General features: G+C 39.4%; 18 protein-coding genes and 2 tRNA genes. 5 read left to right on the top strand and 15 right to left on the bottom strand.

The genetic code is table 11. The features are described from left to right. Positions 1–13: 13 nt before the first annotated feature. On the bottom strand, positions 14–1,198 hold the full coding sequence (locus CDG59_RS08765) for a trypsin-like peptidase domain-containing protein (RefSeq protein ID WP_087544869.1): 1,185 nt from the start codon (positions 1,196–1,198) through the stop codon (positions 14–16). A gap of 195 nt (positions 1,199–1,393) precedes the next feature. On the opposite strand from CDG59_RS08765, the gene CDG59_RS08760 reads away from it, so the two are divergent. The 4 genes from CDG59_RS08760 to CDG59_RS08745 all read left to right on the top strand — a co-directional run bounded on the left by CDG59_RS08760 (position 1,394) and on the right by CDG59_RS08745 (position 3,230). Continuing rightward, the gene (locus CDG59_RS08760) at positions 1,394–2,152 is read left to right on the top strand and encodes a Nif3-like dinuclear metal center hexameric protein (protein ID WP_087544867.1); all 759 of its coding nucleotides are present in this window, start codon (positions 1,394–1,396) and stop codon (positions 2,150–2,152) included. Between the two features lie 144 nt (positions 2,153–2,296). After that, positions 2,297–2,923: a superoxide dismutase gene (locus CDG59_RS08755; protein WP_004670542.1), complete on the top strand. Its 627-nt coding sequence runs from the start codon at positions 2,297–2,299 to the stop codon at positions 2,921–2,923. Between the two features lie 146 nt (positions 2,924–3,069). Next, positions 3,070–3,145, top strand: a tRNA-Asn gene (locus CDG59_RS08750). A gap of 9 nt (positions 3,146–3,154) precedes the next feature. Then, a tRNA-Asn gene (locus CDG59_RS08745) sits at positions 3,155–3,230 on the top strand. Between the two features lie 112 nt (positions 3,231–3,342). Here the strand turns inward: CDG59_RS08745 and CDG59_RS08740 are convergent. The 11 genes from CDG59_RS08740 to CDG59_RS08690 form a co-directional block, all read right to left on the bottom strand. Then, positions 3,343–3,999, bottom strand: coding sequence for a tRNA-(ms[2]io[6]A)-hydroxylase (locus CDG59_RS08740; RefSeq protein WP_087544866.1), 657 nt, complete (start codon positions 3,997–3,999; stop codon positions 3,343–3,345). 4 nt (positions 4,000–4,003) lie between these two features. Continuing rightward, positions 4,004–4,732 carry a pyridoxine 5'-phosphate synthase gene (pdxJ, locus tag CDG59_RS08735; protein WP_087544865.1) on the bottom strand — a complete coding sequence of 243 codons (729 nt, stop codon included), beginning with the start codon at positions 4,730–4,732 and terminating at the stop codon, positions 4,004–4,006. A 55-nt stretch (positions 4,733–4,787) separates the two neighbouring features. Next, positions 4,788–5,495 carry a DNA repair protein RecO gene (gene recO, locus CDG59_RS08730; RefSeq protein ID WP_087544864.1) on the bottom strand — a complete coding sequence of 236 codons (708 nt, stop codon included), beginning with the start codon at positions 5,493–5,495 and terminating at the stop codon, positions 4,788–4,790. 9 nt (positions 5,496–5,504) lie between these two features. Continuing rightward, positions 5,505–5,702 carry an NF038104 family lipoprotein gene (locus CDG59_RS08725; protein ID WP_087544862.1) on the bottom strand — a complete coding sequence of 66 codons (198 nt, stop codon included), beginning with the start codon at positions 5,700–5,702 and terminating at the stop codon, positions 5,505–5,507. 26 nt (positions 5,703–5,728) lie between these two features. Further along, entirely contained in the window at positions 5,729–6,754 is a 1,026-nt protein-coding gene (gene era, locus CDG59_RS08720) for a GTPase Era (protein WP_087544861.1), read from the bottom strand. A gap of 4 nt (positions 6,755–6,758) precedes the next feature. Continuing rightward, a complete protein-coding gene (rnc, locus tag CDG59_RS08715) occupies positions 6,759–7,454 on the bottom strand; it encodes a ribonuclease III (protein ID WP_087544859.1) in 696 nt (231 codons plus the stop codon). Continuing rightward, on the bottom strand, positions 7,423–7,800 hold the full coding sequence (locus CDG59_RS08710; RefSeq protein ID WP_004661247.1) for a DUF4845 domain-containing protein: 378 nt from the start codon (positions 7,798–7,800) through the stop codon (positions 7,423–7,425). Before CDG59_RS08710 ends, rnc begins: the two co-directional genes overlap by 32 nt. A 24-nt stretch (positions 7,801–7,824) precedes the next feature. Then, a complete protein-coding gene (lepB, locus tag CDG59_RS08705; protein WP_087536448.1) occupies positions 7,825–8,688 on the bottom strand; it encodes a signal peptidase I in 864 nt (287 codons plus the stop codon). Between the two features lie 70 nt (positions 8,689–8,758). After that, on the bottom strand, positions 8,759–10,576 hold the full coding sequence (gene lepA, locus CDG59_RS08700; RefSeq protein WP_087536433.1) for a translation elongation factor 4: 1,818 nt from the start codon (positions 10,574–10,576) through the stop codon (positions 8,759–8,761). Between the two features lie 157 nt (positions 10,577–10,733). Further along, complete coding sequence (locus tag CDG59_RS08695) at positions 10,734–11,183, bottom strand: acyl-CoA thioesterase (protein WP_087544857.1); 450 nt, start codon at positions 11,181–11,183, stop codon at positions 10,734–10,736. 116 nt (positions 11,184–11,299) lie between these two features. Further along, the gene (locus tag CDG59_RS08690; protein WP_087536431.1) at positions 11,300–12,676 is read right to left on the bottom strand and encodes a Do family serine endopeptidase; all 1,377 of its coding nucleotides are present in this window, start codon (positions 12,674–12,676) and stop codon (positions 11,300–11,302) included. A 372-nt stretch (positions 12,677–13,048) separates the two neighbouring features. On the opposite strand from CDG59_RS08690, the gene nadB reads away from it, so the two are divergent. Next, a complete protein-coding gene (gene nadB / locus CDG59_RS08685) occupies positions 13,049–14,686 on the top strand; it encodes an L-aspartate oxidase (protein ID WP_171295019.1) in 1,638 nt (545 codons plus the stop codon). Positions 14,687–14,730: 44 nt separating this feature from the next. On the opposite strand, the gene CDG59_RS08680 is transcribed toward nadB, so the two are convergent. Genes CDG59_RS08680 through mltG form a run of 3 tightly spaced genes read right to left on the bottom strand, consistent with a single transcriptional unit; the run spans position 14,731 to position 16,698 of the window. After that, positions 14,731–15,009, bottom strand: a complete 279-nt coding sequence (locus tag CDG59_RS08680) for a hypothetical protein (RefSeq protein WP_087544854.1) — start codon at positions 15,007–15,009, stop codon at positions 14,731–14,733. 10 nt (positions 15,010–15,019) lie between these two features. Next, on the bottom strand, positions 15,020–15,619 hold the full coding sequence (gene tmk / locus CDG59_RS08675; RefSeq protein WP_087544853.1) for a dTMP kinase: 600 nt from the start codon (positions 15,617–15,619) through the stop codon (positions 15,020–15,022). A gap of 8 nt (positions 15,620–15,627) precedes the next feature. After that, complete coding sequence (gene mltG, locus CDG59_RS08670; protein WP_087544851.1) at positions 15,628–16,698, bottom strand: endolytic transglycosylase MltG; 1,071 nt, start codon at positions 16,696–16,698, stop codon at positions 15,628–15,630. Position 16,699 lies beyond the last annotated feature (1 nt).

Here is a 16,699-nt window from a genome sequence, read left to right as displayed (position 1 = left end):
TCATAAGATCATATTAATCTTGAGGCTTAGGCAATGGGATATATTGCGACTGTGCATTTTGTTGGGTTTTTCTCTCTCCAACTTTAACTTGCATGCTCTGTTGCTTACCATCGCGTTCAACCACCAGATCAATTACACTTTGTGGTGCTTGCAATGCAACATAGTTGATTAAATGTGAAGCTGAAGTAATTTGCTCATTATTGACTTGAATAATTTTATCGCCCCGTTTTACACCTGCAGCATCTGCTGGACCATCACGCAAGACATCAGCAACAACGACTCCAACAGGTTTCGCAGCCAATACGTCCTCATCCATGGTATTAGGAATTAAGCTAATACCTAACCAACCACGAACAACACGACCATCTTTCAAAATTGAATTTAATACTTGCTGACAAATTTTCGCTGGAATTGCAAAACCAATCCCTAACGAACCGCCTGATTGTGAGAAAATCGCAGTGTTTACGCCGATTAAATTCCCCGCAACGTCAATTAATGCACCACCTGAATTACCTGGATTGATCGCCGCATCAGTTTGAATAAAGTCTTCATAGGTATTGATACCTAAATCTGAACGACCTGTCGCCGAAATAATCCCTTGCGTAACTGTTTGTCCCACGCCAAATGGATTACCGATTGCAAGTACAACATCGCCAACTTCATTGCCACTGAGTTTAAACGGTAGGACAGGAAGCTTGTCTAACTCAATTTTAATCACAGCTAAATCAGTATCAGGATCTGTACCAATGACTTTCGCTTCAGCACGACGACCATCATGCAATGCCACCACAATATGCTCTGCCTGAGCAATCACATGATTATTCGTTAGAATATAACCATCTGCACGAACGATAACACCTGAACCTAAACTATTTTCATTTTGAGGCTGTTGAGGGGCTTGATTACCAAAAAACTCACGAAATACAGGATCATTCAATAAAGGATGATTCATCTGTTTCACTTTCTGAGTGGTAAAGATATTCACCACAGCAGGCGCAGCAACTTTTACGGCAGCACTATACGAAACAACACCACCTGTTCGAGTTGTATCAATCAGAGGTTCAACCTTTTCAGCAGGCATTTTGACGCCATCAGCAGCGACTGTTGGTTTCGGCTGATGTGATTTCTGCCAAGCCAGAAAACTAAATATAACAACAACGAGTAAAACCCAAGGTAACCATGTAAATGCACGGCGCACGTTTATTATCCTCTAGGCAAAATTATATTATGGACAAGTTTATTTATTGAAGAAGAACAACAACTTTCAGATATTGTAAAGTAAATTGATTTAAAGCAATGTAAAAGTTAAAAAAGTTTTGTCTAGCTTTAGTTACATTTAAAAATATGCTTTTATTAAGCTAAATCTATAAATGTCATTCAGTTGAGGAATCGCATGGCAAATTTGCATGATATTGTGCAATGGTGTAATCAAACTTTAAAAGTTAGTGAGTTTAAAGATTACGCACCCAATGGCTTACAAATTGAAGGCACGCCTGATGTAAATAAAATAGTCTGTGCTGTTACAGCCTCAGAAGATGCAATTAATGCAGCTATTGCGCAGCAAGCAGATGCCTTACTTGTCCATCATGGTTACTTTTGGAAAGGTGAAGCCTACCCTATTACAGGTATGCGTGGTAATCGAATCAAAAAATTAATTCAGAACAACATCTCTTTGATCGCCTACCATTTGCCTTTAGACTCACATTCCACACTTGGCAATAATGCCGCAATTGCAGATTTAATCGGTTTACAAAAGCTAGAAGCTTTAGATCCATTCGAAATGCATCCGATTGGAAATATAGGTTATTTGGAAAGTCCATTAAGCCCAGAGCAATTGAAAACAAATTTACAGGCTATTTTTGATTTTAATGTGATTCATTTGCCGAGCGAGAAAACTCAAATCCAAAAAGTAGGATTTTGCACAGGCGGCGCTCAAGATTTTATTAATAAAGCAGCAGAAAAAGATTGTGATGCTTATATTTCTGGCGAAGTCAGTGAGCGTACTTTTTATGAAGCTAAAGAATTAGGGGTTCATTATTTTGCCTGTGGTCATCATGCAACTGAACGATATGGCGTACAACGTCTTGCTCAAGCAATTACAAATCAGTTTGCTGTAGAAACGATCTATTTTGAACTAAATAATCCAATTTAATAGAATTGACGAATCCGATTTTATTTATCGTTTTTAATTGAACCTTTATTGTATATCGTTCTTTAAAAGACTGCCCTATTATGTTTGGAATCATTTACAATAGAGCCACTTAACTTAAAACCCAGCAATTGCAAGGATTGGAACATGACAACCATTACTTTACCTGCACTTCCATATGGCTATGATGACTTAGCTCCGCACATTACTCGCGAAACTTTAGAATACCATCACGATAAACATCACAATACTTATGTTGTTAACTTAAACAACCTAATCAAAGGCACTGACCTTGAAGGTAAAACTTTAGAAGAAATCATTAAAGCATCTGCTGGTGACGCTTCTAAAGCAGGTATCTTTAACAATGCTGCACAAGTATGGAACCACACATTCTACTGGAACAGCATGAAGCCAAACGGTGGTGGTAAACCAACTGGCGCAATCGCAGCTAAAATCGAAGAAGCTTTTGGTAGCTATGAAAAATTTGCAGAAGAATTCACTGCTGCTGCAACGACTCAATTCGGTTCAGGTTGGGCTTGGTTAGTTGCTGACGAAGTAAATGGTAAATTATCAATTACTAAAACCGCAAATGCAGATACTCCACTTGCTCACGGTCAAATCGCAGTATTAACAATCGACGTTTGGGAACATGCTTACTACATCGACTTCCGTAACTTACGTCCAAAATACATCGCAACTTTCCTAGAAAGCCTAGTAAACTGGGACTATGCAAATGCAAAACTTGCTGGTCAACCAGCAGGTGTTGAGAAATAATTTTTATTTCTTGAATAAAAACTGCCCACTTCGGGCAGTTTTTTTATAATTAAAAATTAAAAAGCATATTTATCAAGCAAACGATTCATTTTATTTATTATTCTTATTGACGCATCTGAAATTCATCCCTAAAATGCGCATCAGATTCTCCAATAGCTCAGTCGGTAGAGCGACGGACTGTTAATCCGCAGGTCCCTGGTTCGAGCCCAGGTTGGAGAGCCAATCTACTATTCTTCCATAGCTCAGTCGGTAGAGCGACGGACTGTTAATCCGCAGGTCCCTGGTTCGAGCCCAGGTGGAAGAGCCAAGATTCTAAAAAAGCCCTGATCAATAATCGGGGCTTTTTTTATTGCTTAATAACAAAAGTGACCAATAAAAAAGCTCCTGATCAACAGAAGCTTTTTGTCTTTTAAATCAGCTTAGGCGGCGACCGGCGTTGGCACACCGCTGTGGAAACGGAACGTATCATCTGGAGTTAAAATCAGATTTTTTTCCACTTCACGGATATATTCAATACGTTGCTGGATCGTCTCTTCTGGATCTTTAAGTTTCGCCGTTTTTGCAACATCTAAAGCTAAAGCCAAATAATCCTCAAAATGACGAGATTCAGACTTAAGTAAGTAGCGGTAGTATCGCCCTAGCTCATCGTCCACAACAGGTGCCAGCGCATAAAAACGTTCACACGAGCGTGCTTCGACAAATGCACCGATAATCATGACATCAATTAAAGCCTCAGGCTCATAGGTACGGATTTCTTTACGCAATCCACCAGCATAGCGCCCTGCACTCAAGCCCTTCCATTCTTGACCACGTTTGTTCATGAATTCCAAAACCTGCTCATAATGCAGCATTTCTTCACGCACCAATTGCGCCAATTTCACTTGTAAGTCGGTAAAAAAGCTATAGCGGAACATCAAGTTCATCGCTGTACTTGCCGCTTTTTTCTCACAGTTAGCATGGTCTTGCATTAAGATGTCCAGATTATTAATGGCTTCATCTAACCACGCCCGAGGAGTCGTACAACCCAAAAATGCGATGACAGGTTGCATCAACTCATCATAATTTACACTACTCATCAACTTATCTCGCAGCAGCCTGAATCGCTGCTTTCATATCTGTTACTGCTTGAGCCAAACCAACAAATACACTATCGGCAATAATTGAGTGTCCGATGTTTAATTCATGAATTTGTGGAATTGCTGCAATCGCGGCAACATTATCCAAATTCAATCCATGCCCAGCATTCACAACCAAACCTTTTGCCGCTGCATATTCAGCACCTTTGATAATACGAGCTAATTCAGCTTGTTGCTGCTCATCTGTCTCGGCATCAGCATAAGCACCTGTATGGATTTCAATGGTTGGTGCACCACATGCCACAGCTGCATCAATCTGTGCAAAATCTGCATCGATAAACAAAGACACATCACTGCCAATCGCTTTCAGTGCTTCAGTTGCCGCCTTTACTTTTTCAAAATGACCTACGACATCCAAGCCACCTTCTGTGGTGACTTCTTGACGACGCTCGGGTACAAAGCACACATGTTGCGGCTGAATCTCTTTGGCAAATGCAACCATTTCATCAGTTACCGCCAATTCAAGATTCATACGTGTTTTTAACAATGGACGCATACGACGTACATCATCATCTTGTATATGGCGGCGATCTTCACGCAAATGCAAAGTAATCCCCTCAGCACCTGCCTGTTCACAGACTAAAGCAGCCTGAACTGGATCAGGGTAAGTTGTACCACGTGCTTGTCTTAATGTCGCAACATGATCAATGTTTACACCTAAGATTACAGCCATAAAAATTATCCTATCGGTTTAGCCCTGAATCATTATTTTCAATACATCAGGAATATCAAGTTTGTGTACTTTGAATCCAAAGTTGACGGCTTTTCAGCGGTCGATCACCCAACAAGGCGCTAATCATTTGACGGTATAGTTTACCCAATAATTGCAATTGTTCGTGAGAAAAATCCTGCCCATCTTCATAACTTTGCATAGATGTAATCAATGCACCATCAAGTGTTGAACGCGAGGCTTGTGAAACTGGTAAAAAACCATCATTGAGTTGAAATTGATAATGCTGGTTGACCTGAATGTCTTGTTGACTCGCATCTATTGAGAAATCAATGGCGTAGCCAAGTTCCACCAATAGTACATGCTCAAATTGACGCAAAATCTGCCGAAGAAATACAGCAGCTTGTTCGTGTGTCGCCAATTGCTGTAACAGCACTAAAATTAACTGATATTGTTCAAATGTTTGCGGCATCATCTCTTCTAAGGGACATAGTCGCAATAGAATTTCATTTAAATAAAAACCAGCAAAAAATGCATCACCATGAAAGAATACAGGTTGATTCAGAATTTCCAGTTTTGTAAAGTTTTTTAGTTCAGATTTGCCTGTGGCTTGCAGACGAATAGGCTGATATTGCGGCGGTGGGGTCTGTCTTAGAATCCCATCCACCCGACCATATTCTTGTGTAAATAAATGCACAATATGACTTTTTTCACGATATTTACGATGATGAATCAAATAACCATGTAGGACTTCATTGCGCATCATAGTACGAGACTAGTCCTTCTTTTTCTCATCCTTTTCTTCATCATCGCCATCGGGAATCACTGCGCCAACAACCGCAGCAGTTCCTTTAACAACACCTTTAGTGGTCTTATAAGCAACTTTAACAGGTACAGTCACAACCTTGTGAATACAGCCTTGCAACATAAATACACATGTCACAATCGCGAGTATACGAATTGTTATTTTCATACCTGTTTCCGTTATCTTAAATGCGATTAAATATCGCTATAACCCAAACTTTTGAGTGCACGCTCATCATCAGACCAACCACCTTTGACTTTCACCCAAAGCGTTAGCATAATTTTTTGCTCAAACATTTTTTCCATGTCTGTACGTGCATCCATGCCGATGCTTTTCAGCTTCGCACCTTTATCACCAATCACAATGGCTTTTTGCCCTTGGCGTTCCACAAAAATGGTCGCATCAATATACGTACAAGGTGGCTTTAAACGACCTGTTTTTTCATTTACGGCTGCTTCTTCAGTTTTAAATGATTCAATTTGAACCGTTAAATCATATGGAAGCTCTTCACCTAACTGACGCATAATTTTCTCACGAATGATCTCACTCGCAAGGAAACGCTCAGAACGATCAGTAATTTGATCTAATGAATACAAAGGTGGCTGATATGGCAAATATTTTTCAATCGTGTCACGCAAATGATCTAGATTTGCACCACGCAATGCTGAAACTGGAACAATTTCAGCAAAATTCATGAGCTTGGCACGCTCTCGAATCAGTGGTAAAGCCTCATTTTTATTTTCAAATGTATCAAGTTTATTGATCACGAGGATCACAGGCATATCTGCATTTTTAAGTTTTTCCAAAACCAATTCATCGTTTTGCGTCCACTTTTGTGCATCAACCACAAATAAAACCAAGTTCACATCACGCAATGCAGAATGTGCAGCACGGTTCATCATCTTATTGATCGCACGTACTTCTTTCTTATGCATCCCAGGCGTATCTACGAATACAGCCTGTGATTTCTCACGCGAGTCAATTCCCACAATCTTGTGGCGTGTGGTTTGTGGCTTACGTGAAGTAATAGATAGTTTTTGACCCAAGATATGGTTCATCAAAGTTGACTTGCCCACGTTTGGACGCCCAACAATAGCCACAAAACCGCTTTTAAAATCCGAAGGAATGGTCGTTCCTTGAGAACTAAAAAATTGATCAACTACATTATTGCCATCTTGCTGTTGAGTTGCTTCTGGCTTATTTTCTTCTGAATGAGACATCAGGTTATTGCTCCAATAATTTTAAAATCTCTGCCGCTGCCGTTTGTTCGGCAAAACGACGACTTGAGCCCTCGCCTTGAATTTTCGGCAATCCCACTACATCACATTCCACTTTGAAATGTTGATTCGGGGCATCACCCTGAATATCTACAACCTCGTAAACTGGGAGAGGTTTTTTACGTGCTTGTAAATACTCTTGCAAACGTGATTTAGGGTCTTTTAGCTGATCTGTCGGTTCGATATGATCAAGATATGGTTCATACCATTTTAGCACAATGCGTTCGAGCAAGTTGAGATCATTACTGTCTAAATAAATAGCACCAATAATGGCTTCAACGGTATCCGCCAGAATTGACTCTCGGTGGTGTCCACCCGATTTTAACTCGCCTGTGCTTAAAATTAATGACCGACTCAATTGTAAGTCATTTGCAATTTTCCCCAATGCTTCCTGACGAACCAAGGTCGCACGCATACGCGTTAAACGCCCTTCATTTTCAAGTGGGTAGGTATGGTAAAGATAATTGGCAACAATCATCCCTAATAATGAATCGCCTAGAAATTCTAGGCGTTCATAATTATGTTTATGGCTGACCGAACGATGGGTCAAAGCCAGTTTTAACAATTCAAACTGTTTAAACTGGTAACCTATTCGACCTTGCAGCCGTGTATCATTGAGCTTGTTTTGCAGATTTTTGGTCAAAAGTCTTCTCAAAATTCATAACTAAACTAATATTCAATACGAAGGGTTTACGCACTTCATACTTTTTCTTTACAACTAAATCGTCCTTATAAGTCACTTGAGCAATATTTGGAAAACGTAAGTCTCTCACATTGTTCATTTCCATTCTTTGCTCCATTTGAGCAGTAAATTTTGCTGGAGTCACATTATCAGGGCTCTCTTTTAATAATTCCTGAATCTGCGTATCAATAATTTTATCATCCCAATAAGCTGGCCAAATTGCGACTGCTGCTTTCACAGCCATCGCAAATAAAATCACTCCAAACAATATTGCGATATAAGATGCCCCTTGTTGAGATTTACGCATCTGCATACTTCCTATGTATTTTTATTAGTTAATCTTACCATTGCGATTGAAACTTGGCAGGTTAAAACCAGGTTCTTTATGCATCCAAATATAAAAAGCGCGACCAGTTAAATTCGCTTCAGGGACAAATCCCCAAAAACGACTGTCTGCACTTTGATCTCTATTATCACCCATTGCAAAATACTGTCCTTTCGGCACAGTTACTTCCCAATCCTGCCCATTACTTTGAATAAAAACATTATTTTCTTTGGCAACAAATGGAACGAGTGCGTCAGCTCCACGTAACTTTGCAAATTGAAATTGTTCTGCTAAAGGATTACGACCATCTAAATAACGAATTAAATGCTGGTGTTCACCTAATGTTTCTTTAAAGTAATAAACTGTAGGAGTTTCTAATTGATCTTTATCACGTTTAAATTCAGTTGCGACTTTAGCAATTTGCTTTCCGTTAATAATTAATTGTCCAGCTTTAAACTGAATATGGTCGCCTGGCAAACCCACCACACGCTTAATATAGCTAATGGTTGGTTGTGGTGGATAACGAAATACGATGACTTCACCACGTTTTGGCTCACCTACATCAATTACTTTTGCATTTACAATCGGTAAACGCACACCATAATCAAATTTATTTACTAAAATAAAATCACCTGTTTCTAAGGTGGGCACCATAGAATCAGATGGGATATTAAATGGTTCATATAAGAAAGAACGAAGGATTAAGACTACTGCTAACACGGGCCAAAAATCATATGCCCACGTTATAACAAAATTTTCCTGATCACGCCCTTTATTTGCACGTTGTTTTAGTACAAATTTATCGAGTAGCCACACTAGAAAAAAAATTAGTGTAACTGGTACCAGAATCAAATTAAAATCAAAATCCACACGCCCTCTCTCACAGCACAGCTGCTCGTCTTGTAGCGAGGTTCGAAAAACCACCTCGCTCATCTTTTCTTTATCTATCCACTTTCAATACGGCTAAGAACGCTTCTTGAGGAATTTCAACACTTCCTACTTGTTTCATACGTTTCTTACCTTCCTTTTGTTTCGCAAGAAGTTTCTTCTTACGTGAAACGTCACCACCATAACATTTTGCCAATACATTCTTACGCATGGCTTTTACGGTAGAGCGTGCAATGATTTGTGCACCAATTGCCGCTTGAATTGCAACATCATACATTTGGCGTGGAATCAAATCTTTCATCTTCTCAACCAAAGCAATACCGCGATGACGCGCATCTTGACGGTGGCAAATCATTGCCAGAGCATCCACCTTTTCGCTATTAATTAACACGTCAACCTTAACTAAAGCTGAACTCTCAAAACGCACGAAGTTGTAATCTAAAGATGCAAAACCACGTGAACAAGATTTCAACTTATCAAAGAAATCCATGACCACTTCTGCCATAGGAATTTCAAAAGTGATTGAAACTTGATTACCTAAGAATTTCATATCTTTTTGCACACCACGGCGCTCAATACATAGCGTCATGACATTACCCAGATATTCCTGTGGCACAAGGATATGACACTCTGCAATCGGCTCACGCAAATCTTCAACTGTTGAACCATCAGGCATTTTTGATGGGCTGTCGATATAAATAATATCGCCTTTTTTAGTCAATGCTTCATAAATTACTGTCGGCGCAGAACTGATTAGATCAAGATCGTATTCACGCTCTAAACGCTCTTGTACAATTTCCATATGAAGCATGCCTAGGAAGCCACAACGGAAACCAAAGCCTAAAGCATCTGAACTTTCTGGTTCAAAGAACAGCGCTGAGTCATTAATTTGTAATTTTTGTAGCGCTTCACGGAATGGTTCAAAGTCACTAGCATCAATTGGGAAAAGACCCGCATAGACCTGCGGTTTAACCTTTTTAAAACCTGGTAAAATAGCAACATCTGGTGTGTTCGACAAAGTAATTGTATCGCCCACAGGCGCACCAAAAATATCTTTAATACCAGCGATCACGAAGCCAACTTCACCCGCTTCGAGAATATCTGTTTCAGTATGTTTAGGATTGAATACGCCAACAGATGTAACTGGGTGAGTTTGCCCCGTTGATTTCACCAACATTTTGTCGCCCTTGCGGATACGACCTTGTTTGATTCGAACGAGAGAAACAACTCCTAAATAGTTATCAAACCATGAGTCGATAATTAATGCTTGTAAAGGTGCATCGCGATCACCTTCTGGTGCTGGAATCACATCTACTAGGCGCTCTAAAACACCTTCAACCCCCAAACCAGTTTTTGCTGAACAGGTTGGCGCATCTGTCGCTTCAATTCCGATAATTTCTTCAATTTCGTGAATGACACGCTCAGGTTCAGCTTGAGGTAAATCAATCTTATTTAAGATGGGTAAAACTTCTAACCCTTGCTCAATTGCCGTATAGCAGTTTGCTACTGACTGTGCCTCAACACCTTGCGCAGCATCGACGACTAAAAGCGCACCTTCACATGCGGCCAAAGAGCGTGACACTTCATAAGAAAAGTCGACGTGCCCTGGTGTATCGATAAAGTTCAATTGATACTCTTGACCATTTGGATGGGTGTAATACAAGGTTACCGATGCAGCTTTAATGGTAATCCCACGCTCACGCTCAAGCTCCATAGAGTCTAATACTTGAGCTTGCATCTCGCGATCTTGTAAACCACCACACATTTGAATGAATCGATCTGCCAAGGTTGATTTACCATGGTCAATGTGAGCAATAATCGAGAAATTACGTATATTTTTGATATCTACGGATTTTTTAGCTTGCGCCATGGGTTACCTTAACAAAATAGAATGCTCGAAACTTATAACAAGTCATGAGCCAAAGCGGTTTAACAAAATTGTCGGGGATTATAGCAGAACAGCATTTCAAAGTATTCAAAATAATTATCCCATCAAAGCCTCTAGATGGTGATTTCAGTCCTTCGATTTACTCATATAAAGTTGAAAAATCCATCGGATTTAAATCCAACCCAATCGGTTGGTAGGCATGAGTAAAACTCGGTGACATACGCTTTGGACGACCTGTTGTAATTTCAATACACGCCCATTTGGTATTCCCTACGAATAAAATACTTTGATCCTTTGGACGGTAAAATGCGTACTGACGAAAGGAATAGAGCGCATTAATATCATCTAACCATGTCCGTAAGATGATTTCTTCACCTTCAAGTGCTGCTTTCCGATATTGAACATGATGCTCTACCGCCACCATTGCATGTTTGAGTTCTAAATATTGAGCTAGACCTAAACCTAATTTTTCAATATGCGCTGCTGCGACATCTTGCATCCACTGAATATACATGACGTTATTGACATGACCTAAAACATCAATATGTTCAGGTTGTACAGTTATTCTCAAATCAAAAATAGTACTCATAAACCTACTTATTTCATCAATCCAAGCTCAGTCGCATACACTAATCTAAACACTTATACATTACAAAATAAAAACCACCCTATTTTTAGGGTGGTTTTTAAAAAATGAACAATAGCTTAAGGCAAACGTAAACCTAAAATTGCACGCTGGCCTTGGCGAATAATAGCGACTCGAGCTACACTATTTTTTGGTAGAGCCGCCATTGTTTTTACAAACATTTGACTATTTAAAATAGGTGTACCATTTACTTGAAGGATAACATCACCTGCAACAATGTTTGATAATGATGCCAAGCCACCGCGTTTAACATCTTGCACCAATATCCCACCACGGACATCCAATTTCGCTTGCTCTTCAGGCGTTAAATTACGAATGCTCATTCCTAGACCACTGGTTGGATTGTTTTTATCCTCAGCGGCTGGCGTATCGTCTGGTGCAGTACCTAAAGTTGCTGAAATAGTGCGGACTTTATCGTCACGTAATACTTCTAATTGAACAGTCTGACTAGGCGCCACGCGATTTAATACATTTAACAAATCGCTAGTACGGGAAATAGAAGAACCATTAATTTTTAAAATCACATCCCCAGACTTTAAACCTGCTTTTTCAGCCGGTGACTTCGGTGTAACCTGATTAATCAATGAGCCTTCTGGTTTTGGTAATTTGTATGCTTCTGCAAGGTTACGATCAATATCTTGCAACATCACGCCAAGGTATGAACGAGTCACTTTACCATTGGTTTTAAGCTGTTGGACTACATCCATCGCGACATCAATAGGAATAGAGAATGACAAACCCATATAGCCGCCTGTACCACTAAAAATCCGCGAGTTCACACCAACCACTTCACCACGTTGGTTGAATAATGGACCACCTGAGTTACCTGGGTTTAATGCAGCATCCGTTTGAATATATGGAGTCGATGTTTCACCACTCATATTTCTCGATTTAGCACTCACAATACCTGCCGACGCAGAATAGTCAAAACCGAAAGGTGATCCAATCGCTAGGACAGGTTCACCAACTTTTAGCTGATTTACATTACCAATTTTTAATTCTGGGAAATTTGCACCATTTACTTTAAGCACAGCAACATCAGTGCGCTCATCACTACCCACCAAAGTTGCATCAAGTTCTCGGCGATCATTTAGGATAATAGTTATTCGTGATGCATTTTCAACCACATGGTGGTTAGTAACCAAATAGCCATCTTTACTAATGAAAAATGCAGCACCATAACCTGTTTTTTCTTGTGGTCCCTGTTGTTGGGGAATAATGACTTGATTACCAAAAAAACGTCGTAAAATTTCAGGCACTTGTTGCTGTAACAACTCTTCCTGAGTCATTTTTTTTACAACATTGACACTGACAACTGCAGGACTCACCTGCTCAACGAGATTTGAAAAATCTACTGGTGAAGCAGCATTAACCTGTACTGCAGCAACCGTAAATACCGCAGCATACATTCCTTGTTGTAAATAGCGACTTTTCATGAAGTGAGAACCTACGTACTAATGATCTATAGAATATTAAGATTATGTTTGTATCATAACCCAACTGTAATCTTCGTAAAAATATGTTGATATTTTCAATGCATACAACGATGTAGCATATTGAAATGTGAATAAATTATGGAGAAAGTCTCCATGATTTATAAGCTTATTAACGTTTTATCGTGGGCAGCTTAATATTAGATTAAAATGATGTATTGAATACTTATCCTTGTTAGACTTTAAGGTGATTGACAATTCATATCAGTAAAAATTGTTTACATTCGCTAAAAAATCGTTCAATTCTAGGCAGATTGGCACTTGCCTTTTTTGTTAAAAAGCGTTGTCATTAGCGAACGTTTAAAACTGAAGCAGATCGACATGCCTGATTTAAAAACAATTCACCATTTCGACGTGATAATTGTGGGCAGTGGCGGTGCAGGTTTAAGTCTTGCACTCTCTTTACCGAGTCATTACAACATTGCCATTTTAGCAAAAGCTGAGCTCACAGAAGCCAGTACTTTTTATGCTCAAGGTGGTGTTGCTGCGGTCTTAGACGAGACTGATTCAATTCAACAGCATATTAATGACACTATGATTGCAGGCGGACATCTTTGTGAGTTGGACGCCGTGAAACATACAGTCGAAGGTGGCAAGCCTTCTGTTGATTTCTTATTGAAGCAAGGTGTTCAATTCACTTTAGATGATGATGAGCAATTACACCTAACTCGTGAAGGTGGTCATTCACAACGCCGTATCATTCATTCTGCTGATGCAACAGGTAAGGCAATTTCAACCACGCTTGTTGAACGTGCTAAAGAACGTAAAAATATTACAATTTTTGAAAATTATATTGCGATTGACCTCATCACACTACACAAGCTTGGTCATCAAGACAAAAATAATCGTGCGATTGGTTTATATGCATTAAATGAAAAAACAGAACAAGTTCATACATTCTTAGCCCCTTTCACAGCTTTGGCCTGTGGTGGCGCAATGAAAGCTTATCTCTATACATCTAACCCAGACATTGCAACAGGTGATGGTATCGCGATGGCTTATCGAGCTGGTTGTCGTGTTGCCAATATGGAATTTAACCAGTTCCATCCAACGTGTTTATATCACCCGAAAGCGCGTTCTTTCCTTATTACTGAAGCCATGCGTGGTGAAGGTGCTTATTTACGTTTGCCTGATGGTGAACGTTTTATGTTACGTCTTGACGAACGTGCTGAACTTGCGCCACGTGATATTGTTGCACGTGCAATTGACTATGAAATCAAACGTCTAGGTATTCGTCATGTTTGGTTAGATATCACACATAAATCACCTGAATTTATCACTGAGCACTTCCCTACACTTTACGCACGCTTGCTCGAACTTGGGATTGATATTACTAAAGATATGATTCCTGTTGTTCCAGCAGCGCACTATACCTGTGGTGGTGTCGTTGTAAATGAGCATAGCCAAACTGACTTAGATGGTTTATATGCGATTGGCGAAACTTCATATACTGGCTTACATGGTGCTAACCGTATGGCAAGTAACTCACTGCTTGAATGTTTCGTTTATGGTATGAGTGCAGCAGAAGACATTCAAAGCAAACATCACCTAAGCTTTGAATTTCCAGATGTACCGTCTTGGGATGAATCACAGGTGACTGATGCCGATGAAGATGTTGTGATCTTACAAAACTGGGATGAATTGCGTTCAACCATGTGGAACTATGTGGGTATTGTTCGCACCACTAAACGTCTACAACGTGCGTTACATCGTATTGAGATGTTGAAGCGTGAAATCAACGAATACTATCAAGATTACCGCGTCAGTAAGAACCTGATCGAATTGCGTAACCTCGTTTTAGTTTCCGAAATGATAGTACGTTGTGCGATGGAACGTAAGGAATCACGTGGTTTGCATTACACGTTGGATTATCCTGAGCTTTCTAATGAAATTCGCAAAACGGTGTTAACACCACCGAATTTTAAAGTGGAACAGCCGTTAGTGAATCAGTAATAAAATCAAGGCTAAAGATACTTCTTTATCTTTAGCCACTAAAATTATTCATAAATTCGAGCAGCCATGAGCATTTCTGCAAAGGTTTTCCAATCAGGCTGATCTAAACGGTCAACCTGATCTGTATTTTTATAATATCCATCCATATCTTCAGTCCATGAAGCTAAAGCATCAAGAAAATCAGACAGATTAATATTCTCCCAACTGTTTGAATCATCTATAAGATTCTGACGTAGTTTCTTAATAAAAGTCGCGAGCTCAGTATGATTCGATATAGTATCAATTGTCTTATCTAGATGATAGCTGCCATGATCTTTATTCATGAGGACTTACCTATTTCAAATATTGCAAAGCTTCATCAAACACAACATCCGCATTCTGTGTTGCATCCAAACGCTTCATCCGTTCAGGCTCTGCTTGCCACAAGGTCTCATAACCTGCACGCACTTTAGCAAAGAAACTCAACTTCTCTTGCTCAAAACGATCCAGTGCACCACGCTCTCTCGCACGGGTCATGCCCAATTCAATCGGCGCATCCAACCAAAAGGTAATATTCGGCATTTTCGCCACAAAAGTTTGATTTAATAATTGCAACTTTTCCTGACTTAAACCACGTCCAGAACATTGATATGCAAAACTGGCATCAGTAAAACGATCACTTAAAACGATCTTACCTGCATTTAAAGCAGGGATAATGACTTGTTGTAAATGTTGCGCACGTGCTGCATAAATCAATAACAACTCAGTATCATGACTCATTTGCTCTTCGTGATTCACCGCTAATAATAAAGAGCGAATCTGTTCAGCTAACGGCGTTCCACCTGGTTCACGCGTCAAAACGACTTCTTTACCTTGCTGTTCAAAGTACTGATGAATTTTACGGATGAGTGTCGTCTTACCTACACCTTCCGTACCTTCAAAACTAATAAACATCATTCATCCTACTTTTGCTTTGCACGTAACACAGTTAAATATTCTTGAACTGCACGATTATGATCTTCTAAAGAAGCTGTAAATTTATGTCCACCATTACCTGTAGCAACAAAGTAAATATTTTTAGCATCGTCTGGATGCATTGCTGCTTCAATCGCTTTTTTACTTGGCAATGCAATCGGAGTTGGCGGCAAACCATTGATCGTGTATGTATTATAAGGCGTTGCTGTCCGTAAATCATTGCGAGTGATATTCCCCTTATAATTATCCCCCATACCATAGATTACAGTTGGATCAGTTTGTAAGCGCATACCGATTTTTAAACGACGTACAAATACACCTGAAACTTGTTCTAGTTCACTATCTAAACTAGTTTCTTTTTCAATAATCGAAGCCATGATTAAAGCTTGATATTTATCGTTATAGGGTAAGTTAGGTGCTTTTTTTGCCCAAGCTTCATCTAAGGATTTCATTTGACGGCGATATAAATCCGTTAAGATTTTTTTATCAGTTTCGCCCTTGGCAAAGAAATAAGTATCTGGTGCAAATAAACCTTCAGGGTGTGAATAAGGAATATCTAAAGCTTTTAATAATTGGTCTTGTGGTAGATCTAAAATAGTCTTGCTAACATTCGGATCTTTCTTTAAATTCTGTAGCAATTGTTTAAAAGTTGTCCCTTCAATCACCAAAATACGATTCATTTGTGCATTTTCAGCATCAGATAGCATATCAAGTACTTGACGAACACTCATCCCTTTATTGATTTCATACACACCAGCTTTCAAACTGTCATGAATCATAAATTTTTGATAAATCTTTAAAATAATAGGGAAATTAACTTTATTTTCTTTGGCTAGATGATCAATAAATTTTGAGTAAGTATCTCCCGAAGAAATGACTAGAACCTGCTTTTTCCCTTCGACTGGATAGTTCTTAAATAAACTTGCCCAAAGCACACCGAATACGAGCAAAAGAAAGACGACGATTATAAATAATAAGGATTTGATAGAAAACTTAGACTTCGGTTGAGCTTTTGGCTTTTTCTTTGTTTTGGCTGGGGTCGTTGGTGGCTTTGGCATA

Origin of the sequence: Acinetobacter sp. WCHA29 (assembly GCF_002165335.1) — a bacterium.
Lineage (GTDB): Bacteria > Pseudomonadota > Gammaproteobacteria > Pseudomonadales > Moraxellaceae > Acinetobacter.
This window is presented reverse-complemented; position numbering and strand designations above follow the sequence as displayed.